Source organism: Oceaniserpentilla sp. 4NH20-0058 (assembly GCF_040371755.1).
Lineage (GTDB): Bacteria > Pseudomonadota > Gammaproteobacteria > Pseudomonadales > Oceanobacteraceae > Bermanella.
In genome coordinates, this window is sequence record NZ_BAABWE010000006.1 from 143,275 (window position 1) to 167,264 (window position 23,990).

The window sequence follows — 23,990 nt, forward strand, 5'->3', positions numbered from 1 at the left end:
AATAGACCATGGCCAACACACCAGTAAGCGTGCCCGACCTTGGCGGAATTGATGAGGTCGAAGTCATAGAGATATGCGTTAAACCTGGCGACAACATTGAGCAGGAAGAAGCTCTTATTGTTTTAGAAAGCGATAAAGCCACAATGGAAGTACCAGCACCTTTCAGTGGAAAGGTAACATCAATCAAGGTATCGGTTGGTGATAAGGTTAGTACAGGTACACAAGTGGCTGAAATGGATCAAATCAACAGTGAAGAAGTCGCAAATGAAGCAAACGAATTGCAAGCCCCTGCGCAAATAGAAGAGGTTGAAGAGCAATCGACTGTTACCCAAACGGATACTAATGAAGATACAGAAATTGACATAATAGTGCCTGATTTAGGCGGTATAGAAAGCGTAGAGGTGATAGAGCTTAGCGTAACAGAAGGGGATTCCTTTTCAGTTGAAGACGGTTTATTAGTCTTAGAAAGCGATAAAGCCACAATGGAAGTGCCAGCGCCCAGTGACGGTATACTTATATCGTTTAGTGTAAAAGTTGGTGACAAAGTGAGTGAAGGGGATCGCGTAGGAAAAATGAAATCCAGCGCATCAACGCCAGCATCAAGCGTACAAATACCGATTGCAGAAAAATCTGTTCAAGCACCTAAGGAGCACCCTCCCAAAACATTAACATCTGAGCCTATGGTTTCATCAGGGAAGGTGCATGCTGGCCCAGCGGTACGTAAATTAGCCCGTGAGCTTGGTGTGGATTTAGCACAAGTCAGTGCAAGTGGCCCTCGCTCACGTATTCAAAAACAGGATTTGCATGATTTTGTAAAACAAAAAGTGAATGCTTCTGTCGGTACTGTTGGGGTGAAAGGCAGTGATGAAGACTTTTCAAAATATGGCACTATCACCCAGCAGCCATTGAATAAAATTAAACAAGTGACCGCTAGAAACATGGTGGCAAGTTGGAGCACGATTCCACAAGTTACCCAATTTGATGAAGCCGATATCACAGATTTAGAGCATTATCGAAAAACTAAAATGCCATCATTGCTAGAAGATGGCGTAAAAGTATCCCCCTTAGCGTTTATTACGAAAGCTTGTGTGAAGGCGTTACAAGTGTTTCCTGAATTTAACTCGTCACTGGGCCCTAATGCGGATGAACTCATTTTAAAACAGTACTACAACATAGGGATTGCGGTGGAAACACCAGATGGTCTATTAGTCCCTGTGATAAAACAAGCGGATAGCAAAGGCGTAGTGGGACTTGCTAAAGAGAGTTCAGAGCTTGCGAAAAAAGCACGAGACAAAAAACTGCCGCTAGATGCGATGAGTGGCGCTAGTTTTACAATATCAAGTTTAGGTGGTATTGGTGGCACTGCATTTACGCCCATCGTAAATGCACCACAAGTAGCCATACTAGGGGTTTCAAAAGCCAGCTATAAACCCGTATGGAATGGTGAAGCATTTGAGCCTAGGCTGATGTTGCCGCTAAGTTTATCTTATGATCACAGAGTCATTGATGGTGCTCAAGCTGCTCGATTTACACGATATATCTGTGATATATTAAGTGAAACACGTCATATGCTTCTTTAGTGTTTAAAATGGTCAATTATAGCTAAATAGCCCTAAATAAGGTGGCACTAAACAAAGACAGGTTAAAAAAAGCGGCTACACTTTATATAGAAGTAGTTAGGAGTTGAGCCTGTGAACGGATTATTAGCCCCAGCAATAGCATTGATGAATCGCCTTAGTTACGCCAAAAAATTTGGCGTAATTAGTGTGATCTTTTTCATTCCTTTAATTATGTTAAGTTTCATCATCATTAACCAAACATATAATGAAATCGAAAAGGCAAAATTAGCAAGAGGCTCTCTTTCTCAGGTTTCTGCTATTTTGGGCTTGGGTGCCTTAGCGAGCCCCTTAAGAGATTATTCCTCAGTTATATCTCATTATTCCCCTACTGGCTTAAAGCCTAAGGTTGATCAATTAACATTAAAGCTGCAAGAGGCCATAGGTGAAATTAGTGCAAAATACCCAGATACTTTTTTTACAAAAGAGATTAATAAGAGAAAGGATCAGTGGCTTAAAAAATTATCAGTAGATGGAATGAATAAACAGCCAACGATCATAGATCAATTTAAAAACAATAGCTTGATTATTGATGATATTTGGTATTTGACTGAAAAAACGGCTCAGCAATCCGGATTAATGCAAGATTTTGATATTAATGTACAACTACTACTGAAGCTTGCGTTAACCGAGTACCGTACTTACCTTGCTTCAATGGGGTTTGCTCATACGGTAGGATTATACTCACTGAGTGAAGTGAATTTAACTACTACAACCTATGATGCTTTAAATTCAACTTTCGATGATCTTAATGCTATTTTAAAGCGGATGAAACAAAACCACAGATCAATTCTTGGTTCTAATAAAAAATTTCAATCTCTTTATCAAGATATCTTCAAAGTAACTGAAAAAAACATCGAAGACCTACAATTTAAAATAGATAACGAAATGATTTCAGCCATGAGCATTACAACTTCAGGGCAGAAATTTAGTGAATATTATCAAGGTAAATTACCACCGTTTTTTCAGGTCGGAGCGATGGCAGCAAAAGAAATTGATCGAATATTAACAATACGCATAGATGAGCTGACACAAAAACTAATTACTGTTGTAGTGTCTATCATTTCGGCCATGTTATTGATCGTATATTTATATGCTGCATTCTTTTGGTCGGTTCGTAGCACGGTCGGACGTTTTTACTCTGCGGCTAGAAAAATATCTCAGGGTAATATGACTATTAGGGTTAAAAAAGTATCACAAGATGAAATGGGTGAGCTTACAAGCGAATTCAATACAATGGTTGAACAAATACACAGTTTATTGCAAGCCGTACATAAAACCGCAGATGAAGTTGGTCAAAGTATGAAATTGGTTGGTCGTAATGCAGATCAAAGCAATAAGGCGGCAGGAGAACAATTACATCAAACGGAACAGGTGGCATCGGCAATGACAGAGTTGGCCTCTACCTCTGAAGAAGTGAATCGACAAAGTGATGATGCTGCACAAGTAGCTAATGATGCCACTCAACAAGCGGGATCGGCAAATGAAATAGTGACTCAAACTTTAGGGCAAATTAATAATCTGGCGGATGAGATAGTTCATAGTACTGATGTGATTAATCAGCTGTCTGAAAACTCAAGTAATATCGCAAATATGCTAGCGGTAATAAAAGGCATTGCAGAACAAACTAACTTATTGGCATTAAATGCCGCAATAGAAGCAGCTCGAGCAGGGGAGCAAGGTAGAGGTTTTGCAGTGGTGGCTGATGAAGTTAGGACACTAGCAAGTAGGACACAAACATCGGCACAAGAAATTGAAGAAGTTATGACAAGTATCCAAACGGGTATTAATGACGCAGTTGGTGTCATGGGACGCAGTCATGAAATGGCGCAAAACACGGTTGAGTCATCATCATCCGTTAGAACAGCATTAGAAGAAATCGTAAATATGATTCAAAGCATCTCAGATATCAATAGCCAGATATCGGTTTCCGCAGATGAGCAAACCAAAGTGGCAAGGGGACTGGATGAAAATGTGGTTAAGATTAATGATTTAGGCCGAGCCACTGTTGGTGATTCAGAGCATACCGTTAAAGCGATTCAAGAAGTGGTAGCACTTACTCATTCGTTACAAGAGAAGTTACAGAAATTTCAGGTGTGATAAAAAGGGCCGAAATATCGGCCCTTTTTAGCTTTAATCCATAAATGAAATTTGAATAGGCTTAAAGTTGGTTTCTACTGAGCTTATAACAACATCATTTAGAGAAAGATCTAGAGAGTAGTCTAAGGTACCATCAATTCGATAAATTTGGTTTTTATTCTCAAAGCTGTTAGTCCCCAGCCATACATGCATATCAGGGCTTGCAAACGCTGTAATGTTAATTCCCTCAAGCTCACTACTGACAAGTTGATAGCTATTATCGGAATTCAACTTGTATAAAGAGTTATTTTCCCACGAAGCATAATCAGAGAAAAAGATATTTCCTTCTTTCGTGGCGGCTATTTTGGATACGGCTTTATCATCTATCAGTACTTCCGTTGAATAAGTTGATAAATTAATTAATTCAATGCCGCCTGTGTTAGGTGAACCATACACTAACGAACCAAGATATAATTGATCACCATAAAGTGCAGAACTTTGATGATTTTGTAGTGTTAATGAAATGGCTTGAGTGCCTTGGGTGCTGGTGTCGGTATCTATTTCCTGCCAAGTATTAGTATCAAAAACAACCACCTTTGCATTTGTTGTAGCAGTCCAGACATCTAGGTTTTGTAGGGTGATAAATAGTTTTTCATCATAAATAAAGGCCATGCTCATTTCTGGGTCGGTGTCTGTATCTGAAATTGGTGCCGAATGGGCACTTAAATCCAGTGTGTCAATCACAAAATCTTCACTGACAGATGCATCTAAATTAACAACCCAAGCCTCTGTGCTGCCATAGCGAGTGATGACGCCTGTGTTTGCGTCATCACCTAAAAATACAAGGTAATGAGGGTTTGCTGAAGTCGTTTCGTTAGCACCGCGTAAAGAAAATCCATCATTTGGGTAATAACCTAATTCAGGTTCTTCAATATGATATTTTTGAAGAGATTCATTGCTACCTTTACCAAGGTGATAGAAATATTCACCATGGGTAAAAACGGCATAGTCAGTAGACTCTTCAACATTAAAGCCACTTTCTATTTCTGAGATACCATCGGTAAATTCTATGTTACTTTCATTTTCACCAGAGGCTTGTATAACCGCTAATCCATCAAATGGTTCTAGTGTTTTTTCTGCATCATCGGAGCCACAAGCGCTTAATAAACCAGCACTTATTATAAGGCCTAAGGATTTTAGGAGATAATTGTATTTCATTATGTTTACCATTTAGTTTGAGTTTTTAAATAAATTTGCCGGCCAGGTTCTGGGTATTCAATATAGTCTCTTGCTGCGCTATTTGTAATATCCACTAGGTCTAAAGTAATACGCCAATTATTAATATTTTTTCCGATGGATATATTCCATTGATCCTTGGTGTCTTTTTTACGGGTATTGGAATTTCGATAGTAGCCGCCATCTTCAAAGGTATGGGCAATACTCATATCCCAATGATTCATGAAGTACTGCATTTGCAGGAAAGAATAAATTTGACTATAGCCGGCCACTTGCTTTCCTTCATAAATAGAAAAGCGATCGTCTTTTATGATTTCGTTGCTTTGTAACGTGACATTGGCATTTAGTGAAAGCTCCCGTTTAGGTTGGTAGCTCATAGTATGTTCCCAACCAAGGTGCTGAGTTTTGCCTAAATTGTCATAGCGGATAACGCCAGAGCTGTCTGTTTCAGCATGTATGGCATCTGCTACATCCCTGAAGTAAAGACTGCTAGCATATTCTACATTTGAGGTTTGAAAACGCAGACCAATATCGTGAGATAGTGCCTTTTCAGGTGTTAATTCATCATTACCTTTACTAAGCCCTCTATCACCAAATAATTCGGTTGTGGAAGGCACTCTTAATTGATTTGAAATGGAATAAAAAAGAGTCACCCCATCAGAATAATATCGAGATACACCAAGGGACCACGTACTGTGGTGCATAGTGGTGCTATTTTCGTTTGGGGTTAAATTTTGATTCCGTATTTCTAACAAAGCGCCTTGCAAAGAATATTCAAACTGATTGATGCGGTATGACAATCGAGAGCCTAAGTCGGCTTGTGTGCGGCGATAAGGGGATTTACAACCTCTTCCTGCTAAACATTGTGCTGCAACCTCATCTTCAGTTAATAGTTGGTAATCTGCTTGTGTTTTATCTGTCTGAACTCTTAAAGTAATGACTGAATTGATAGAATCAAAATCGAAATATTGGTTGGTTTGAAGCTTATACGCTTGGCTTTCATACTCGTTGAGTTGACTGCCTAACCCCACGCTGGAATAACGATCATCAAATAACTCAATTTGATGTTGGGCACTGGTAATAACTTCACTGCGAATTTGATTGCTCCAAGGAATGTTCCAACTGGTCTGTAAATGATGAGATGTCGATGCAATATCAGTTTGTGTTGTGGGTGTGTTTATCTTCGCACTGATTTCTCTATTACTTTGATTTGATTGAATCGCAATATTAAATTCATGAGACTGAAATTGATGCTGACCTTTTAATAAAACATTGGATTGTTGTGCGCCATTGTTGTGTCGTGACTCATATGCTGGTTTATTTGGATTGCTAACTGGTCTCTCTTCTAAATACTTAAAATCATTGTCGGCTTGCGTCAGCTCCCCAGCCAGAAGCCAATTTGACGATTCAAGGTTTAAGGCTTGACGTACTGATATTTTACGGGTGCCATAACTTCCAGCTGTGAGACTAAACGCTCCGTTGTTATCTTGATATGAGCTTGATAAATCCTGAGATTTAATTTGAATAACCCCTCCCACTGAGCTTGCGGATAGCTCTATTGGAGCCAAACTGCGATATATATCTATGGAATTTGCATAGCTTAGTCCTAGGCTACCAATGTCGGCGCTTGAGCCACTAATCCCATTGACCAATAATCCGTCCCAGAATACTAAAACTTGTTTACCGCTAGACCCTCTAATCACAGGGCTTGCATATTGCCCAATGCCACCAATGGATTGAATTTCAATACCGCTTTGTTGTTCAAGTAAGTCGGGCAGGGTTTTGAAGTTTTGGTTAGAAGCCTCAACATCAATGGACTGATGGGAGCCAATAATAGAATGAACAGAAAAGCCTTGGTCAGTTTGACCTTCAACTTGAATGGTGTCTAAAGCTGCATCGTTTTCAATGGTATCAGCAACAACATTTACTGAAAGCCCGCTTGAAATACAAACGATGAAAAACAAAAATAAATTCACACTAACCAACCAAGGTCAGGCAAGAATAAGCATCAGCATTAGATATAATAAATTGTGCTGTCACTTAGTCGCCCACCGCAACTACAGTTCATGGATATATTAGGCCGGTATCCGGGCTTACAACTCAAACCAAGGTTTGTGTTTAGCGCCTTCCCAAGCAATGCTCAGTGGCGGGTTGCTAAACTTAAGTTGCTTACCGTTGCGGGGGCAGCACTGGACTGTCTGTATTGGCTACAGGGACACCAGTTTCCCGTTTAACTTTGATCTAAGAGGACAATCAAAGCACCTAAAAGTTGTGCGCATACTACGAAAGCATGAATTAAAGGTCAAGTTGGTATTATTCAATTAAATTCGCGCTTGATTCATCTTGTAAGGGAAGGGTGATAATAAATCGAGTGCCACTGCCTGGGGTGCTTTGCACACGCATTTGACCTTGGTGGTGATCTGTAATGATAAAGAAAGAAACTGATAATCCCAATCCAGTACCCATACCCACTTCTTTTGTGGTGAAAAAGGGTTCAAATATATGACGAATAGTATCTTCGTCCATACCCGGCCCATTATCTTCAATGACAAGTTCTGCGTGGCTATTTTGTTTTCTGGTTGATATATGAATTTGGCTATACCAGTTTAGATCTAACTCTTTTGATGTTTTAAATTCTTGCAGAGCTTGAGCCGCATTTTTGAGTAAGTTAAGAATAACTTGTTCAATCTCAGATGGAATACAGGGAACTTCATCTAAGGTTAGGTCAAAGTCTTTGACTAGGTCAATGGTTTTGAAATCGTAGCCTTTACTTAAACTATATTCATTGCGCGCAATACTGATTGAACGGTCGATAATATGATGTAAGTTTTGTGGCTGCATACGCTTTGGTGATTGGCGGCTAAATTGCAGCATGTTGTTGACGATAGTGGAGGCACGTTCGCCAGCTTGTGCGATGTTATCTAAAAATGAAATGATGCCACGGCTTTCTACATATTTACATATGTTATCCATGTTAATGCCAATGGCTTGTGCTTCTTCAATATTTTTATTTACACTAGGATTTAAACGGCGGCGAATATTTTGCACAGTTTGAACAATGGCTCCTAATGGATTGTTAATTTCGTGGGCCATGCCAGCGGCTAGACCACCTAGAGACATCATTTTTTCAGACTGAATCATCATGTCTTCCATTTGTGTTCTCTGAGTTACATCATCAATACGAATAACAGCGCCTGAGTGGGTGGTATCGTCTAGTGGGTAAATAGTTAAATCTAAGAAGCTTGTTTGTTGATTGATCGTATAAGAGATGCGTTCAACTTTATTGATTGTTTTCTTTTCTAGTGAGTTGGTTATCTCTGGTAAGTGGGTAATTAAAAAACCACATGACTCTTCTAGTGGTTGATAAATCGCATCATCACGGGTGATGCGAGTTATTTGCGATGCACCTTTATTCCATTGAGTGACTTTTAATTCGTGATCAATGGCAATAATAGCGCTAGGCATTGAATCTATAATATTGTTTAAGTAGTGTTGGAAATCCGTTAACTTATGCTCTACTCGTGAGCGCACTTTCACCTCAAAACCTAATCGGGCATTGGTATCGTGCATTTTCTTTGAAAGTTCTAGGGCACGTTTTCTGGCTTGATCAGCTTTTTCTTTTTCTTCCCTTAGCATTAAGTCATCTTGTTCAATTCGATTGAGCATATAATTTAAATTCTCGGCAAGGGAGCCGATTTCATCTGGATAAAATTGTTGGGCTCTTAAGCTGTAATTTTGCTCCATGGCAATTTCATTGGTGGTATTAATAAGTGAGTATATGGGGAGAGTAATTAATCGATTGGTAAAGTATAAAATGACATAGATAAGTGAAAGTCCAAAAAATAATATGAATAAGCTAAATACAAGCATTTCTAATAAATAGAATTCGGTTACCTGTGGCATTACATTCGCCATGATGGTGAATTTAGGCCCAGGAATGACAATGGCATCTTTATCTAAATTAACTAGGTGGGTTTGATTTAAATTTGTCGGGAATTGATCGCTGGTTTGGTTTAATAATTCACCATTTATGTCATAAACTGCCAGATGTAATACTTTGAAGCTGTCTTGTTGTTCATTTAAGTGCTGTAGCCACTTTTCACTGCTTAGTTGATGATTTTTATGGTTGTGCAGTAGAGGAGTTAAAACAGATAAGTGATGTTGAACAGGGTTTTTCGTGGCAAGCCAAAAGTTACTACTCACATTAAGTATCGAGATACCAATCATGGCAAGTGCAATGAGAGCAAAGACTTTTTGGCGGACTTTAAGTTGTCGAAAAAATGCTCTCATAGTTCGATTCTGATTGGTGATGAATGTGTTCAGACTACAGGAGTTTTATTGTACCGCCAATATCAGGCTTGCTGTATGGCGCTGTATAATGTTTGGTTATTAGGGCATTCCAGCTTCAAGCGCGCGCTTTCTTTAAGTAGATACCCTGTCATGTACTCTATTTCGGTGTGTCTGTGGTTGCGTGCATCTTGTAGCATTGAGCTGAAGTTTTCAGCCGTTACTTCGCAAACTTTGCGTGCTAATTCGTAAGCGGAAGTGAGTTGATAGCCTTTGGCTGTGGTAATGATGTCTATTTCGACACATATTTTTTTTAAATGTTGGTGGTAATCTGAGTTTTTAAGTAGCTGGCCATTGGCACACTGATATATCACGGTTAGAGGGTTTATTGCGCAATTAATCATAAACTTTTGCCATAAGATGGCTTCAATACTGTCTTGCCACAAAATGAATTGATTAGGTATCCATGATTGTAAGGATTGAAAATTGGCTGATTGCGTTAACGCTCCTATTTTATTTAGTCCATGCCCTGCATGAACAAGAGTGTGTTCGTCGGGCTTGTAAGCACCTTCTGTTGAGCTGCAAGCGTAAATGGTTAGGTGAGGGAAGTGTTTCACAATTTCTTGCTGCGAGCCTAATCCATTTTGCAGTAAGACAATTTCAGTGTGTTCAGCTAATAAATGGGTAATTGGTTTAAGTGCATCTAATGCATCATAGGCTTTAGTTGCTAGAATTAACCGGTTAATTGGCCTAGATAATGTTTTGGCATCATAGCACATACAACGTATAAGCTTATTATTAGGCTGATATGTGAACTCATATTGTTCACCAATAGCACGACGCTTAATGAAAGAAACATTATGGTATTGGCTTAAGTAACTGGCCCACAGGCAGCCCATGGCACCAGAACCTAGGATATAAACGTTAGACATGGCTAATTAAACAGCAATTGGATTCCAAGAATGTTCAATATACCGTAAATATTTAGCAGGGTGGTGCAAATGAATGGAATTTATCTTCAATTTTAAGGTTGCTTCGTCAGTCCTTAGTTGTTTGGCTGCTATGTAGGTAGGCCCATTAGCAACGGTGACAAATAGCCAAGCCAATATGAAATGCGCATCCGGCTGGCTATGATGCCTGTGTTTGCCTAGCCAAGTTTCTTCATCTAAACCATTAATTTCGATGAGCTTGTGTAAGCACCCATGCCAAGTTTTTAAGTGTTCCTCTTCGGATGCGCTACCTAATGTCTCTTGATATTTGGCTCGAACCTGTGTCAGGTAAGCGTTGTCAGCATACGCCCGATAAAAGGGGTGATTACCTTCATTAAATGTTTCACTAGGCTTTTGATTATTAACCGCCATGTAATCACTAAAGCGGCGAATTCGCTGACCGTAGTGTGGCGATAACATAGACAATATGGGGTCGGTATCCACACCAGTAGATTGATCGTTCATGTAGTTTTTGTATGAGCTGTATAAGTATTGATCAGGCGCGCTGCAGCGTTTGTTTTGCACAGGCAGGTAATGGATGTGTCGAAGAGTCTTACATAGATACTTTGGTTGAATGAGAACAGAGCGTATTTGTTCATCATTAAACAAGTATACGGTTTCAAGTGTGGTATTTTGGTGCCACTGATTGTATGCCATTAGCCAAGGTTCAAGCCAAATACTGGGTTTGGTTTCCGAATACACAAGTAGGTGAATATGGCTGGGGAGTAAACAATAACCATATACACTGATATTTGTTAACGCATTCAGTGAGCTTAGCAAGGCATCATAGGCAAACACACTACTAAACATTTTTTGCCCTTGAGCACTGGGGATATGAATGTAGTAATGTTGCTTGGCAAGATCTAAGCTGATTTTTTTATCCATGATTAAAAAATAGCCCAACTGAGTGAATTTACCAATTTCTTCGTATTTTGGCTGTTTTTAGCCACTGCCAAATTAACACATGAATTTTTTCTTAACCTCGTTAGAATTAGCGACAATTAAAAACTTTTAGGAGTGGGTTATGCCTTCTTTTGATGTGGTATCCGAAATAGAACAACATGAAGCCAGTAATGCGGTTGATCAAGCAAATCGAGAAATTGAGCGCCGCTATGACTTAAAAGGCAAGAATGCCTCGTTTGAGTTAAATGAGAGTGTTATTACGTTAACTGCTAATGAAGAGTTTCATATTGATCAAATGAAACCCATTTTAGAAAGCTGCTTATTGAAGCGTAAGATTAAAGTAAGTTGTCTTGAGTACGGAGCACTAACGGGAGCCGGTAAATTGGTAAAAATGGCGGCCACCTTACAACAAGGTATTGATAAAGACCTCGGTAAGAAGATGGTTAAAATGGTTAAAGATAATAAGCTGAAAGTGCAAGCGGCTATACAAGGAGAAACCATTCGCGTGACGGGTAAAAAACGTGACGATTTACAAGAAGTAATGGCCCTATGGAAGGGTGATGAGTCCATAACTATGCCGCTTCAGTTTAAGAATTTTAAAGATTAATGGATATTAAATCCTTAGAAGCCCAGCACGGCTGGCAAGAAAGTTTTAAGGCGCTGTTTCAGCGTCAAGTCTTTTATATGCTGTTGTTGGGTTTTTCTGCCGGCCTACCTTTATTGCTGATATTTTCTTCACTGTCTTTATGGCTAGGCGAGGCTGGCATTGAAAAATCGGCCGTTACCTATTTTAGTTGGGCTGCATTAGGTTACAGCTTTAAGTTTGTTTGGGCACCATTAATCGATTGTTTACCTATTCCGGTTTTAACTAAAACCCTAGGATTAAGACGCTCTTGGTTACTGGTGGCTCAGGCGGGCATTATCGGTGCCATTTGTTTAATGGCATCTGCAGACCCGTCCAATCAAACAGAGCTTACATGGATGGCCATTGGTGCTGTATTGCTTGGGTTTAGCGCTGCTACGCAAGATATTTCTATTGATGCTTATCGTATAGAGGCGGTCTCAGCAGATATGCAAGGTTTAATGAGTTCAGCCTATATTGCAGGTTACCGTATTGGGATGATTGTTGCTGGGGCAGGCGCTTTATATTTTGCCAGTTACTTTGGTTCGTCTAAATCGGAATACGATTATACCGCTTGGTATTACACCTATTTAGTCATGGCCTTATTTGGTTTGATTGGAGTGATGGCTACATTTTTAATTTCCGAGCCCATTAAACGAGAATCAAAATTTGCCCATACACCACGTCAATATTCAGGATTACTGGTTTCGTTTTTAGTGTGTGTTGCAGGTTTTATTGTTTTTTTTGTACTAAGTGGTGATTTATCGTCCCAAATAAAACATATGCTTGCAGAAACATTACATAACAAAGTGTTATCTAGTTTTATTGTTGAACTATTACGCTTAGGGGTGGCTCTGTTTGTTGTCTTTATTTTAGGACGTGCCTGTATCGTCAGTGGTGTGGCTAACCGAGAGATGCTTAGCGATAGCTATATTGCACCGGTTAAGCAGTTTTTTGATGATTATGGCCTAAAATCCGCATTATTGTTATTGGCTTTAATTGGCTTGTATCGCATCAGCGACATCGTACTTGGTGTCATGAGTAACATTTTTTACCAAGACTTAGGGTTTAGCAAAATTGAAATTGCTAATGCAGTTAAGACGTTTGGCTTGTTGATGACCATTGTTGGTGGGTTTTTAGGTGGTGTATTGGCAATGCGTTTAGGCGTTATGCGTGTTTTATTCTTAGGTGCTTTATTAGTAGTGATCACTAATTTGTTATTCATCGTGTTACTGTACAGCGGTCATAACTTATATGTGATGTATACCGTTGTAGCAGCGGACAATTTAGTGGCTGGTATAGCGACAGCTGCGTTTGTAGCGTTTTTATCCGGTTTAGTAAATATACAATTTACCGCGATGCAATATGCTATTTTTTCATCATTAATGACACTGCTTCCAAAAGCTTTGGCAGGCTACTCAGGTAGTATTGTTGAAAGTATTGGTTATACAGGATTCTTTATTTTTACAGGTTTAATCGGTTTACCTATTTTAGTATTGGTTGTGCTAGCAAGTCGCTCATTGACTCTGCATGAACAGAAGACTAGCTAACCTAAAAAGCTGGGCTTAATAATACGATTATTTCTAATTGACGCGCCTTCGGCTTGAAGGCGTGATAATTGTTCTTTGAACTTTACAGATTCAGGCTCAAAGCTAATCTTGCCTTGAGCATTTACAACTCTATACCAAGGTAATGAAGTGTCTTGGGGAAGATGTTTTAGCACTCGCCCTACTTGTCGAGCATGGTTTGGGTAGCCTGCCATTCGGGCAAGGTAACCATAGCTCACCGCATGCCCAGACGGTATTTGTATTAGATGTAAGTATATGATGTCATCGAAACCCATCTATCAATCGTATCATGATTTTTTAACTAGCTTTGAGTTTTTTAATTTGTACTTTTAAGGTTTCTGACATTTTTCTAAACTCTTCACTTAATGCAAGGGTTTCATTGGCATGTGTTGAGCTATCCTCTGCAATGTTGGTGATTTGATTGACGTTTTCAGAAATATCATCGGCTACACTGCTTTGTTCTTGCGCGGCTTGAGCGATTTGCTCATTGGTGCCCAAAATTTGTTTAATGTTTTGGTTTATTTCATTTATGGTTTCACCGGCTTGGTTAACCTGCGTAACACTTTCTTCGGTGCGACCTTGACCGGCTTCAATGGCGGTTACCGCATTTTGAGCGCCGCTTTGTACGTTCTCAATGATCGTGTGAATTTCTGCGGTGCTTTCTTGAGTACGCTGGGCAAGGGTGCGGACTTCATCTGCAACCACGGCAAATCCTCGGCCTTGTTCACCTGCTCGAGCTGCTTCAATGGCAGCGTTTAAAGCTAATAAGTTGGTTTGTTCTGCAATGCCTTTAATTACATCCAGTACAGTTCCCACATTTTTGGTGTCTAGCTCTAAATTTCTAACCACGTCTGCAGTACTGGCTATTTGTTCGCTGGTTGAGTTGATGGTTGAAATTGCATTTTGCATAATTCCAACGCCTTTGGTGGCAGATTGTTCAACATTATTTGCTGAACTAGCGGCTTCTTGAGCATGCCTAGCCACTTCTGCGGATGCCGAAGACATTTCTGTAATGGCAGTGGCCATTTGGTCGGTACGTTGGTGCTGATTAAGTGTGCCAGCTTGAATGGTGCTTGCCACCTTGTGTAGATGGTTTGCCCCTTCGCTTAACTTGATAATAGAGTCATGAATGGCTGCTGTGCCTTCATGCAGGTTTGCTTGTAATTGTGCGACTGCGTCTATCATTTCGCATATTTCATCTTTACCTTGGCAAGGCTTGACGGTGAAATCTAAATGGCCATTGGCCAAATTTAAGATGTATTTGTGAGCCATGTTAATTGGCATTGTGACCCAGAGATTAATCAGTGACATTGCACTAAATAATATTACGACGACGGCAATGAGGATAACAGATCCCCCCGTTATGATAGTTGAGTTTGCAGAGGCAGCGGCTTCTTTGTTGTGTTTAGAGGCATAATCTGTAGTGTGTTCGGCAATTTCAGAGGCCATTTTGGTCGGAGCTCGATCAATTCCTGAAACGGCTTTATCGCCTGCTTTATGGTCAAAGCCTGATGATATGAACGCGTCATAGCCCATTTTGTATTTACTTAACAGCCCTAAATGCTCAGCCAAAAAAGCTTGAGCTTTTGATTTGATATCAGCTTGTGTCGTGAGCTTAATGACTTCTTTACCCATTGCTTGAACTTTTTCGTGCTGTTTTTGAAAGCGGCTCCAGTATTTATCACGTTTTTCACTGTCGTGGCCACGTAGAAGGACATTTTTCCACTCTTGTACTTGGATCTTAAATTCTAAGGCCATTTTGTCAGCCTTGATTGCTGCTGACATATCCATGCTCAGTAATTCATCAAAACTGGATACTCTGTTTGATAAGGAGTTAAATGAAAAGGCACTTATTAGACCGATGCCAATGATTCCAATACTTATAATTGATAGTAGTTTGCCACGTAAGCTCATGGACATGCCCTGTCCTCCATAGGAATACACACCTGTCACTAAGCTTAGACACGATTTTTAGATTGTGCATGGTTTATACATATTTATGGTTAATTCAATAAACACAAGGCACTAAGGAAGGTAAAGAGCCTATCGGATGTAACTCGGGCCATATTTAGCAGCAAACGCTCTAAGAGTGCTTCTCTAAACCAAATCACTGGGATATTGGTCAAAAGCCTGCCGGCAGGGTGTTCCCTTAATATGTGGCAATGACTGGTATGATTTAAAGTAATCAAATTCGTTTGTATGCTTTAAACAAAAAAAAAGCCCCGAGCAAGCTCGGGGCAAACGGTCTACCCTATGTATTCTTTAAAACTAAACGTCAGCGTAGCGGTGACTTAATGCGTCAAAAAACTGCTCACGTAGCTTGCTCACTTCTCGCTTAATCTCTAATGCTTCTTGTTCGTTTAGATCTTTTTTATCAATGTAAAAATGACGGCGGAAAAACACTACTTTACTGCGAAACTTTCTCAAGCTCTTATACAAAGGCTTTTCATTCAGCAAGAGCAGCTTAGATTCAGCAGCGGTGAGCTCGTTGAAACTTTGAACTAACTCATCTAAAACCAGATATAACTCACTGCGTCGGCTTTGCGGCCAGTCGTAACGGTTTTTGGTGGCGTTCATGTATTCGTTTATTAGCTCAAAATACTTCATGAATACGTGATGCACTTGCTCAGCTTGTTGCGCAATACCTTCTAATAAGTCACGCTGATGGTCTAAGCGCTGTTGAGCTCGGTTATGTTTTGTACGCATGCCCGTGAGCCAGTATCCAGAGATGCCGGCGATGACCGCCCCTAATGTGACTTTTATACTGGTATCAAGAATTACAATTAACTCTTCCATGGTGGCTCCGCGTCAAAAAAAAGCGATTACTCCTTGAAAAGCAAAAATAACACCACCATTAACGAGTCTGACCAAAAAAGAGAGAAATTATGAGATTTTTAGCCCTCATCGTATTGTTACCCCTTATCGAAGTGGCGATGTTTGCCCAAGTCGGCGGAAAAATAGGGGCCATGGGTGCAGTATTTTTGACACTGTGTACCGCTTTTGTCGGTGTGTTTTTAATCAAAACACAGGGTTTTCGAACTTTAACCCAAGTGCGAGAGCAAGTTGCTCAAGGGCAAATGCCCGCAGAAGCCATGCTAAGTGGGGTATTGGTCTTTGTCAGTGGCGCATTCTTATTGATTCCTGGGTTTGTCACAGACACGTTAGGTTTGATTTTATTGTTGCCGTTTGTCAGAAAATCCATCGCGGGAGCCATTTTGAGTAAAGGCATTATGATGCAGGCAGGGCAAGCGCCCTCGCAACCACAAGGTAAAGGCCAAGTAATTGAAGGCCAATATCATAAAGAAGACTAATCCAACTTTTTTTAACTTTGAGTATTGAAAATACTTTGGTTGCCCCCATTTACAGTTCACAACTTTTTTAATGCGGTTATGCCGCACTTTTAACCTAAATTTGCTGTTATCAGCATTAACCTAAAAAATCGTTTGGAGATACCTAAATGAAAATCCGTCCGTTACACGATCGAATCGTAGTTCGTCGTAAAGAAGAAGAAACTAAAACGGCTGGCGGAATCGTGCTTCCTGGCGCAGCTGCCGAAAAACCTAATCAGGGAGTTGTGGTTGCAGTGGGTACGGGTCGTGTTTTACAAAATGGCGAAATACAAGCGCTTGCTGTTAAAGAAGGCGATATTGTGTTGTTTGGCCAATATGGCGGCACGAACACAGTTAAAATTGACGGTGAAGAGCTGTTAATTATGAGTGAAGGCGAGATTTACGGCATCATCGAAGACTAATCTTTGATTCGCATATTTTAGTACAATTGTTTTTAAGTTAAGGAAAGAATCATGGCAAAAGACGTAATATTTGGTGATAGCGCTCGCAACAAAATGCTGGCGGGTGTGAATGTTCTAGCAGACGCAGTGAAAGTGACTTTAGGCCCTAAAGGTCGTAACGTGGTTTTGGATAAGTCATTCGGCGCACCAACCATCACTAAAGACGGTGTATCTGTAGCCAAAGAAATCGAATTAGAAGATAAATTCGAAAACATGGGCGCACAAATGGTGAAAGAAGTTGCTTCTCAAGCCAATGATAAAGCCGGTGACGGTACAACAACAGCTACTGTATTAGCACAAGCCATCATTAACGAAGGCCTGAAGTCAGTGGCTGCTGGCATGAACCCAATGGATCTTAAGCGCGGTATCGATAAAGCCACTGCAGCGGTAGTGGAAGAGCTAGCCAAATTATCTCAGCCTTGTGGTGATGGTAAATCAATTGCGCAGGTAGGTACGATCTCAGCAAACTCTGATAGCACAGTGGGCGATTTAATTGCTCAAGCTATGGAAAAAGTAGGCAAAGAAGGGGTTATCACTGTTGAAGAAGGTCAAGGCCTGCAAGACGAACTAGAAGTAGTTGAAGGTATGCAGTTTGACCGTGGTTATTTATCGCCATACTTCATCAACAATCAAGAAAAAATGAGTGTTGAGCTAGAAAACCCAGTGATCCTTCTTGCTGATAAGAAAATCGACAACCTTCAAGAGATTATTCCATTACTTGAAGCGGTTGCTAAATCTGGTCGCCCACTATTGATCGTAGCGGAAGACGTAGAAGGCCAAGCTTTGGCAACATTAGTTGTTAACACCATGCGCGGTACATTCAAAGTAGCTGCGGTTAAAGCACCTGGTTTTGGCGATCGCCGTAAAGCTATGTTGCAAGACATTGCTATTCTAACGGGCGGTAAAGTGATTTCTGAAGAAATCGGTATGAGCCTAGAAACCACTACTTTAGAAGATCTAGGTACAGCGAAGAAAGTCGTGATCGATAAAGAAAACACTGTAATTGTTGACGGTGCCGGCGCTGAAGATGATGTTAAGTCACGTTGTGATCAAATCCGTGCTGAAGCAGATGCGTCTACATCAGACTACGACAAGGAAAAACTTCAAGAACGCCTAGCGAAGCTAGCTGGCGGTGTTGCAGTTATTAAAGTTGGCGCTGGTTCTGAAATTGAAATGAAAGAGAAAAAAGACCGCGTTGAAGACGCTCTTCAAGCAACCCGTGCAGCGGTTGAAGAAGGCGTGGTAGCCGGTGGTGGTGTTGCGCTAATTCGAGCTTTAAGCCAAGTAACGGTTGAAGGTGATAACGAAGACCAAAACGTAGGTATTGCCTTGGCTTTACGTGCAATGGAAGCACCGATTCGTCAAATCTCAGCCAATGCGGGGGATGAAGGTTCTGTTGTTGTAGACAAAGTGAAGTCAGGTGAAGGCAACTTTGGTTATAACGCTGCAACAGGCGTATACGGTGACATGATCGAAATGGGGATTTTAGACCCAGCGAAAGTGACTCGCTCTTCATTGCAAGCAGCTGCTTCTATTGGTGGTTTGATGATCACTACAGAGGCTATGGTTGCTGATCTACCGGAAGAAAAAGGCGCAGCTATGCCAGATATGGGTGGCATGGGCGGAATGGGTGGCATGGGCGGAATGATGTAATTCATACTGAACTCAGCCAATATATAAAGGTCTCCTTAGGGAGGCCTTTTTTGTGAGTAGACAAAAAGATGTTTTACTTTTAGCCAGTGGCGATTGATATGGCATAATATGTCGTAATAAAACTAATAATATATGGTTTAGTTCTACTTTTTTGTCACATGGTATCGTTACAGTGAGCGCTAGCTGCTTTACAATGGTGCCCCTTTTTTTAGATGCATAAGGTTATTCTATAGTGGCTAAGGCCGAAGGAAATCGCGGACTCATTGCCGTGTCGATAGTGGTGTACCTAGTGTGCTTAATTGCTTTAACACCCCTTAGTGTGGTGCATAAATTTCTCGCACCTGAAAATTTGCCTGTTGAAGTTGTGGCAGTATCGGGCACACTGTGGAAGGGTGAGGTGGTACTTAAACATCCGATGACTGGGCAAATAAGCAGTATGTGGTCTATTTACCCAATGGCATTAATAAAAGGCCAAGTTAAAGCTGATTTAGAAGTGGATTCATCACTAGCGCAGTTTACTTCGCAGGTGGCGTTTAACCCATTAACAAACCAAGTAGCTTTCAATGAAACAAATGGTTTTGTCAGTGCTAATCTAGTGAATAAGGCGCTAGTTCAGTCTAAGACTCAGGTTAATGGTGATTTTGAATTATCAGACACCCACCTTGAGTATAATTTAACCACTGGAGAAAGTGATGAAGCTAGTGGACAAGTAGTCTGGATGGGCGGCAACGTTGTTTACCCTAAAGGGCGTAAACATGCTCAAGCAGAATTACCAATGCTAGTGGCTAAAATTACAACAGAGAATAAAGAGTTGTTGGCAAATGTGTCCACCGTAGAAGGACAACAATTGGCGACAGCGAGTATAAAAAAAGATGGTTGGGCAAACCTTGCAGTACGTAAGGCAATGATCGACTTAGTTGGTGAAAAATGGCCCAATAAAGTGTCATCTGACACTGTGGTATTTGAAGTATCTGAGCGCGTATTTACACGCTAGTAAAAAGGTTTATTTGTGCATTGGACAGAACATAAAGCATTCCAACCCAGTATTACCATTGCAAAATGGATATTGAGTTTATGTGTGTCTTACCAGTTAGCGGTATTGACGTGGTTGATGATTGATCGACCAGTCGTGGTATTACCTGAACCGACGCAAGCGCAAAGCGAAATGGCGGCGATGCCCCAATCTTATGGTTTGGCAAAACTGGATTTATTTGGCAGCGCGACGCAAGCCCCTAGTGCGCCTCAAGAAGAAATTAATGCACCAAAAACCCGACTGCGATTATTATTAATGGGTGTATTTGTAGCCGCCGAAAAAACACAGTCTAGTGCAATTATTGCCGAACAAGGCCGTGATGGTGAGTTTTTCAGAGTCGGTGATCGTGTGCAAGGCCGTGCATTGTTATCACAGGTTTATGAAGACAAAGTCATCATTGATAATAATGGCAAGTTTGAAACCCTAACCTTTGAAGAAAGTCAAAAAGCATTACAAGGTATCACCGCCAATAAAGCGCCTGTAAAGCCATCAAAAAAGCCCGCTGTTAATCGAAAAGAATTTCGTAAAGAGCTGATGCAGGTCCGTACCGCCGATCAATTTGTTAATTTTGCAAGACAACAACTTCAAAACCCGCAGCAAGCAATGAAAAATTTAGGCGTTGAGCCAACGGATGGCGGTTACATCGTTTCGCGATCCGCCACCATGCTTCTGAGTATCGGAATGAAGCCTGGTGACAAATTAATATCTGTGAATGGAAACCAACTTGGTGACCCTGAGCAGGATAGAAATCTTATTGATGAAGTTTACGCATCCGGAAATGCCAGTCTTGTTGTTGAGCGTGGCAGTCGACGTATGACCATCAATCACTCGTTTTAATTATGGTCTTGAATATGAAAATAAAAAGCTGGATTCACGCCGTTATCTTTTTACTACTGCTACCAAGTGCAGGGGCGTTCTCAAATGATGATCAAACTTGGAAGGTAAATCTAAAAGACGCAGATATAAAAGCGTTTATTTCTCAGGTGGCTAACATTACGGGTTACAGTTTTGTTATTGACCCAAGGGTAAAGGGTAAAGTGACCATTGTTTCTGATACATCTATGTCAAAAAATGATGTGTATGAAATGTTTCAAACAGTGCTGCAAGTACATGGCTTTTCAGCCATACCTGCGGGCAGTGTCATTAAAATTGTTCAGCAAAATGACACTAAGCAAGAAGGTGGCATGCCAACGGCGCTGAAAAGCACAAAACCCAGTGAGCAATTGATTACACAAGTCATTCAAATTAAAGACACTCCAGCATTAGATCTAGTGCCCATTCTGCGACCAATGGTTGCAAAGTATGGTCATTTAGCCGGAGTTAGAAGCGCTAATGCTTTAATTGTGACTGATCACGCATCTAACGTACGTCGTTTGGAAAAAATTATCGAACGCTTAGATGGATCTGGTGTATCTGAGTTAGAAGTTGTGCAACTTGAAGAGGCTTGGGTTGGCGATATAGTTGATATTCTTACCAGCTTAGATCCAGAAAAAGTCAGCGAAGGCGGTAAAGCCAAAGAAGCCAGTGGAGTTGCAGGGCGTATTCGCGTAGTAGCAGATGAACGCGCTAACCGCTTAATTATTCGTGGTGAAAAAAGTGCCCGCGAAAATGTAAAAGCATTAATCTTGAGCTTAGATAAACCATCTAAATTTTCAGGTAAAGCTTCGGTATTACGTTTACAACACGCCGATGCAAAAGAGTTAGCGGACCTACTTAAAAACTTAATGGGCGAAGTAAAAGACGAAAAAGGTAAAAGCAAGGTTTCAGGTAATGTGAGTATCCATGCAGATACCGGTTTAAACGCTTTGGTTGTTCGTGCGGAGCCCTCGGTGATGTCAGAAATCAAAGAGGTAGTGTCTCAGCTTGATATTCGACGTGCTCAGGTATTAATTGAAGCCGCTATTTTAGAAGTATCTGGTACAGTTGATAATAGAGTGGGAGTACAAGGGGCGGTTGCAGATGCCGCGGCTATTGATAGCGGCAGCAGTGATACCCCGTTACTTGGTACTAACTTTAGTGATGGAGGTACAAGCTTAACTAATTTCATTGCAGGTATCGCAACGGGTCAGCCTGCACTTAGTTCTGGTTTAACCTTAGGTATGGGTGGTAGCCAAGGCGGAAACGACTTTGCTATTTTGATTCAAGCACTTGAATCAGTAACCAATACAAACCTACTTAGTACTCCAAGCATTATGACGCTGGATAACCAAGAAGCTGAAATTATTGTGGGCCAAAATGTACCGTTTGTGACGGGACAGCAATCATCGACCACCAACGCGAATCCATTTACGACCATTGAACGTCAAGATATCGGTACTACTTTGAAGGTAATACCGCATATTCAAGATGGTAAATTTATTCGTTTAGAGGTGGAGCAAACCACTGAGTCTGTTCAAAGTACTGCAGTAGAAGGGCAGTCAGATTTAATTACCAATAAACGTTCAATTAAAACGCAAATTTTAGCGGAGAACGGTGAGATCATTGCTTTAGGTGGCTTGATTCGTGATGCGGTCCAAGAAACCGAAAGTAAAGTGCCTTTTTTAGGTGATATTCCGATTCTAGGTTGGTTGTTCCGCTCATCTGGTGAGTCCCATGTGAAACAAAACCTAGTGGTCTTATTAAAGCCTACCGTGGTGTTAAGCAAAGAAACTAATCAAGAAATACTACGTCGTAAATACGACGGCATTTACGATGTGGATTTAAGTAGACACATTGGCGAGGACGGTATAGACAAAAAACTAGAGTTATTATTTCAGCGTTAATAGTGACTTGAAGTTAGACATAAAAAAACCAAGCTAATGCTTGGTTTTTTTATGTCTAAAATACCAATTAATTTACAATGCGATAGCAAGGTTCATATTTAGAACCACCTGGTAGCTTCATTCGATTCTGCTGCACCATATTACTTAGTAGTCCTTCCATAGGGGCGATAATAGTTTTATCCCCATGAAGGGTAAATGGGCCAAACTCTCTGACGGCTAATATGCCATCTTGTTTGACATTGCCTGCGACAATACCACTAAACGCACGGCGCAGGTTTGCTGCTAAAATATGAATGGGTTGGTTTAATGAAAGATTGAGTTTATTCATATTGTCGTGAGTAGGTGCAAATGGTGCTTGAAATTCCTTATCAATTGTTAGCATCCAGTTATAGAAAAAGGCGTCGTTGTTCTCTTTTCTAAACTCTGTCACTTTAGCCATATTGTCGCGCATATAAATGGCTACGGCCTCAGGATCATCAATGATGATTTTATATTTCGCTTTTGCTTCGTTGCCCAAGCACTTTCCAATGAAATCATCTATTTGATTAAAATACGCTTCAGCAGATTTAGGCCCGGTAAACACTAATGGAAAGGGGATGTTTTTGTTTTTAGGGTGCAATAGAATGCCCAGAAGATATAAAATTTCTTCAGCTGTACCTGCTCCACCGGGGAACACAATAATGCCGTGAGCACAACGTACAAACGCTTCTAGGCGTTTTTCAATGTCGGGCAAAATGACCAGTTCATTTACGATTGGGTTGGGTGCTTCGGCGGCAATTATGCCAGGCTCTGTGATGCCTACATATCGACCTGTGCGTATGTGCTGCTTAGCATGGCCTATGGTTGCACCTTTCATTGGGCCTTTCATTGCACCTGGGCCACAGCCTGTGCCAACGTCTAAGGCTCTTAAGCCCAATTGATAGCCTACCACTTTGGTATAATCATATTCTTCACGGCTAATACTGTGGCCGCCCCAGCAAACTACTAGATCCGAGGTGGTGCCATACCTCAGCATGTTGGCGTTTCTTAAAATATGAAACACCATATTTGTGATCTGTTCGCTGTTTTGTTGTTGGTCTTCACAGGCTAAAAATTTAGGGTTGTTAATGATTTCATCGTGGGTATAAATAATATCCCTAAGCACTGCAAATAAGTGTTCGCGGATACCAAAGATAACTTCACCATCGACAAAGGCATCACAAGGGGCGTTGAATAAATCCAACACAATGCCTCTATCAAGTTGAACCACTTGAATATCAAAGGCGTTGTATTCGTCTTGTTCTGCCATGCAGTCATCAGCAATGCTGCCACAGTTTAATACTGCAAAGGCGCATCGTTTAAAGATTTCATGTAGGCCACCTTCGCTGACGTCTTTAAGGCGATTAACTTCGTGGCGGGATAAAACGCGAAGAGCTTTTCTTGGGGTAATACGTGCTTTTGCTACTGCCATAT

At 40.8% G+C, this 23,990-nt stretch carries 19 protein-coding genes and 1 riboswitch; of the genes, 10 read left to right on the forward strand and 9 right to left on the reverse strand.

Annotation, left to right across the window (positions count from 1 at the left end; genetic code table 11):
* Positions 1–8 precede the first annotated feature (8 nt).
* Both ABWV45_RS09720 and ABWV45_RS09725 read left to right on the forward strand, forming a co-directional pair.
* Complete coding sequence (locus tag ABWV45_RS09720) at positions 9–1,580, forward strand: dihydrolipoyllysine-residue acetyltransferase (RefSeq protein WP_353351103.1); 1,572 nt, start codon at positions 9–11, stop codon at positions 1,578–1,580.
* A gap of 111 nt (positions 1,581–1,691) precedes the next feature.
* Positions 1,692–3,716 carry a methyl-accepting chemotaxis protein gene (locus ABWV45_RS09725; protein ID WP_353351105.1) on the forward strand — a complete coding sequence of 675 codons (2,025 nt, stop codon included), beginning with the start codon at positions 1,692–1,694 and terminating at the stop codon, positions 3,714–3,716.
* Between the two features lie 33 nt (positions 3,717–3,749).
* Here the strand turns inward: ABWV45_RS09725 and ABWV45_RS09730 are convergent, their stop codons facing one another.
* The 5 genes from ABWV45_RS09730 to ABWV45_RS09750 all read right to left on the reverse strand — a co-directional run bounded on the left by ABWV45_RS09730 (position 3,750) and on the right by ABWV45_RS09750 (position 11,092).
* Positions 3,750–4,913, reverse strand: coding sequence for a hypothetical protein (locus ABWV45_RS09730; RefSeq protein WP_353351107.1), 1,164 nt, complete (start codon positions 4,911–4,913; stop codon positions 3,750–3,752).
* A gap of 5 nt (positions 4,914–4,918) precedes the next feature.
* Positions 4,919–6,907, reverse strand: a complete 1,989-nt coding sequence (locus ABWV45_RS09735; RefSeq protein ID WP_353351109.1) for a TonB-dependent receptor — start codon at positions 6,905–6,907, stop codon at positions 4,919–4,921.
* A gap of 85 nt (positions 6,908–6,992) precedes the next feature.
* A riboswitch (cobalamin riboswitch) is annotated at positions 6,993–7,212 on the reverse strand.
* 32 nt (positions 7,213–7,244) lie between these two features.
* Complete coding sequence (locus tag ABWV45_RS09740; protein ID WP_353351111.1) at positions 7,245–9,221, reverse strand: ATP-binding protein; 1,977 nt, start codon at positions 9,219–9,221, stop codon at positions 7,245–7,247.
* Positions 9,222–9,283: 62 nt separating this feature from the next.
* Positions 9,284–10,150: a ketopantoate reductase family protein gene (locus tag ABWV45_RS09745; RefSeq protein WP_353351113.1), complete on the reverse strand. Its 867-nt coding sequence runs from the start codon at positions 10,148–10,150 to the stop codon at positions 9,284–9,286.
* 6 nt (positions 10,151–10,156) lie between these two features.
* A complete protein-coding gene (locus ABWV45_RS09750; protein ID WP_353351115.1) occupies positions 10,157–11,092 on the reverse strand; it encodes a hypothetical protein in 936 nt (311 codons plus the stop codon).
* Positions 11,093–11,231: 139 nt separating this feature from the next.
* Here ABWV45_RS09750 and ABWV45_RS09755 point away from each other — a divergent pair, with 139 nt between their 5' ends.
* Together ABWV45_RS09755 and ABWV45_RS09760 are read left to right on the forward strand one after the other, a co-directional pair.
* Positions 11,232–11,717 (forward strand): YajQ family cyclic di-GMP-binding protein, encoded by a 486-nt coding sequence (locus tag ABWV45_RS09755; RefSeq protein ID WP_353351117.1) that lies wholly within the window; start codon positions 11,232–11,234, stop codon positions 11,715–11,717.
* On the forward strand, positions 11,717–13,282 hold the full coding sequence (locus ABWV45_RS09760; protein WP_353351119.1) for an AmpG family muropeptide MFS transporter: 1,566 nt from the start codon (positions 11,717–11,719) through the stop codon (positions 13,280–13,282). Before ABWV45_RS09755 ends, ABWV45_RS09760 begins: the two co-directional genes overlap by 1 nt.
* Here ABWV45_RS09760 and ABWV45_RS09765 read toward each other — a convergent pair.
* From ABWV45_RS09765 to ABWV45_RS09775, 3 genes are all read right to left on the reverse strand, one after another.
* Positions 13,279–13,575, reverse strand: coding sequence for an MGMT family protein (locus ABWV45_RS09765; protein ID WP_353351121.1), 297 nt, complete (start codon positions 13,573–13,575; stop codon positions 13,279–13,281). The two genes, ABWV45_RS09760 and ABWV45_RS09765, sit on opposite strands and share 4 nt — an antisense overlap.
* A gap of 22 nt (positions 13,576–13,597) precedes the next feature.
* Positions 13,598–15,220, reverse strand: a complete 1,623-nt coding sequence (locus tag ABWV45_RS09770; RefSeq protein WP_353351123.1) for a methyl-accepting chemotaxis protein — start codon at positions 15,218–15,220, stop codon at positions 13,598–13,600.
* Between the two features lie 348 nt (positions 15,221–15,568).
* A complete protein-coding gene (locus ABWV45_RS09775; protein ID WP_353351124.1) occupies positions 15,569–16,096 on the reverse strand; it encodes a hypothetical protein in 528 nt (175 codons plus the stop codon).
* 89 nt (positions 16,097–16,185) lie between these two features.
* Between ABWV45_RS09775 and ABWV45_RS09780 the strand changes: the two genes are divergently transcribed.
* The 6 genes from ABWV45_RS09780 to gspD all read left to right on the forward strand — a co-directional run bounded on the left by ABWV45_RS09780 (position 16,186) and on the right by gspD (position 22,538).
* Complete coding sequence (locus ABWV45_RS09780) at positions 16,186–16,611, forward strand: FxsA family protein (protein WP_353351126.1); 426 nt, start codon at positions 16,186–16,188, stop codon at positions 16,609–16,611.
* Positions 16,612–16,757: 146 nt separating this feature from the next.
* Positions 16,758–17,051, forward strand: coding sequence for a co-chaperone GroES (locus ABWV45_RS09785; RefSeq protein WP_353351128.1), 294 nt, complete (start codon positions 16,758–16,760; stop codon positions 17,049–17,051).
* Positions 17,052–17,102: 51 nt separating this feature from the next.
* Complete coding sequence (gene groL / locus ABWV45_RS09790) at positions 17,103–18,743, forward strand: chaperonin GroEL (RefSeq protein ID WP_353351130.1); 1,641 nt, start codon at positions 17,103–17,105, stop codon at positions 18,741–18,743.
* Positions 18,744–18,975: 232 nt separating this feature from the next.
* Complete coding sequence (gene gspN / locus ABWV45_RS09795) at positions 18,976–19,737, forward strand: type II secretion system protein N (protein ID WP_353351132.1); 762 nt, start codon at positions 18,976–18,978, stop codon at positions 19,735–19,737.
* Positions 19,738–19,752: 15 nt separating this feature from the next.
* Positions 19,753–20,613 carry a type II secretion system protein N gene (locus ABWV45_RS09800; protein WP_353351134.1) on the forward strand — a complete coding sequence of 287 codons (861 nt, stop codon included), beginning with the start codon at positions 19,753–19,755 and terminating at the stop codon, positions 20,611–20,613.
* Between the two features lie 14 nt (positions 20,614–20,627).
* Entirely contained in the window at positions 20,628–22,538 is a 1,911-nt protein-coding gene (gspD, locus tag ABWV45_RS09805) for a type II secretion system secretin GspD (RefSeq protein WP_353351136.1), read from the forward strand.
* 67 nt (positions 22,539–22,605) lie between these two features.
* Here the strand turns inward: gspD and ppnN are convergent, their stop codons facing one another.
* A complete protein-coding gene (gene ppnN / locus ABWV45_RS09810; RefSeq protein ID WP_353351138.1) occupies positions 22,606–23,988 on the reverse strand; it encodes a nucleotide 5'-monophosphate nucleosidase PpnN in 1,383 nt (460 codons plus the stop codon).
* Positions 23,989–23,990: the final 2 nt, after the last annotated feature.

Coding starts and splice junctions, on each gene's coding strand:
- ABWV45_RS09720 (WP_353351103.1), top strand. CDS start 9: ATGGCCAACACACCAGTAAGCGTGCCCGACCTTGGCGGAATTGATGAG.
- ABWV45_RS09730 (WP_353351107.1), bottom strand. CDS start 4,913: ATGAAATACAATTATCTCCTAAAATCCTTAGGCCTTATAATAAGTGCT.
- ABWV45_RS09740 (WP_353351111.1), bottom strand. CDS start 9,221: ATGAGAGCATTTTTTCGACAACTTAAAGTCCGCCAAAAAGTCTTTGCT.
- ABWV45_RS09745 (WP_353351113.1), bottom strand. CDS start 10,150: ATGTCTAACGTTTATATCCTAGGTTCTGGTGCCATGGGCTGCCTGTGG.
- ABWV45_RS09750 (WP_353351115.1), bottom strand. CDS start 11,092: ATGGATAAAAAAATCAGCTTAGATCTTGCCAAGCAACATTACTACATT.
- ABWV45_RS09755 (WP_353351117.1), top strand. CDS start 11,232: ATGCCTTCTTTTGATGTGGTATCCGAAATAGAACAACATGAAGCCAGT.
- ABWV45_RS09760 (WP_353351119.1), top strand. CDS start 11,717: ATGGATATTAAATCCTTAGAAGCCCAGCACGGCTGGCAAGAAAGTTTT.
- ABWV45_RS09765 (WP_353351121.1), bottom strand. CDS start 13,575: ATGGGTTTCGATGACATCATATACTTACATCTAATACAAATACCGTCT.
- ABWV45_RS09770 (WP_353351123.1), bottom strand. CDS start 15,220: ATGTCCATGAGCTTACGTGGCAAACTACTATCAATTATAAGTATTGGA.
- ABWV45_RS09775 (WP_353351124.1), bottom strand. CDS start 16,096: ATGGAAGAGTTAATTGTAATTCTTGATACCAGTATAAAAGTCACATTA.
- ABWV45_RS09780 (WP_353351126.1), top strand. CDS start 16,186: ATGAGATTTTTAGCCCTCATCGTATTGTTACCCCTTATCGAAGTGGCG.
- ABWV45_RS09785 (WP_353351128.1), top strand. CDS start 16,758: ATGAAAATCCGTCCGTTACACGATCGAATCGTAGTTCGTCGTAAAGAA.
- groL (WP_353351130.1), top strand. CDS start 17,103: ATGGCAAAAGACGTAATATTTGGTGATAGCGCTCGCAACAAAATGCTG.
- gspD (WP_353351136.1), top strand. CDS start 20,628: ATGAAAATAAAAAGCTGGATTCACGCCGTTATCTTTTTACTACTGCTA.
- ppnN (WP_353351138.1), bottom strand. CDS start 23,988: ATGGCAGTAGCAAAAGCACGTATTACCCCAAGAAAAGCTCTTCGCGTT.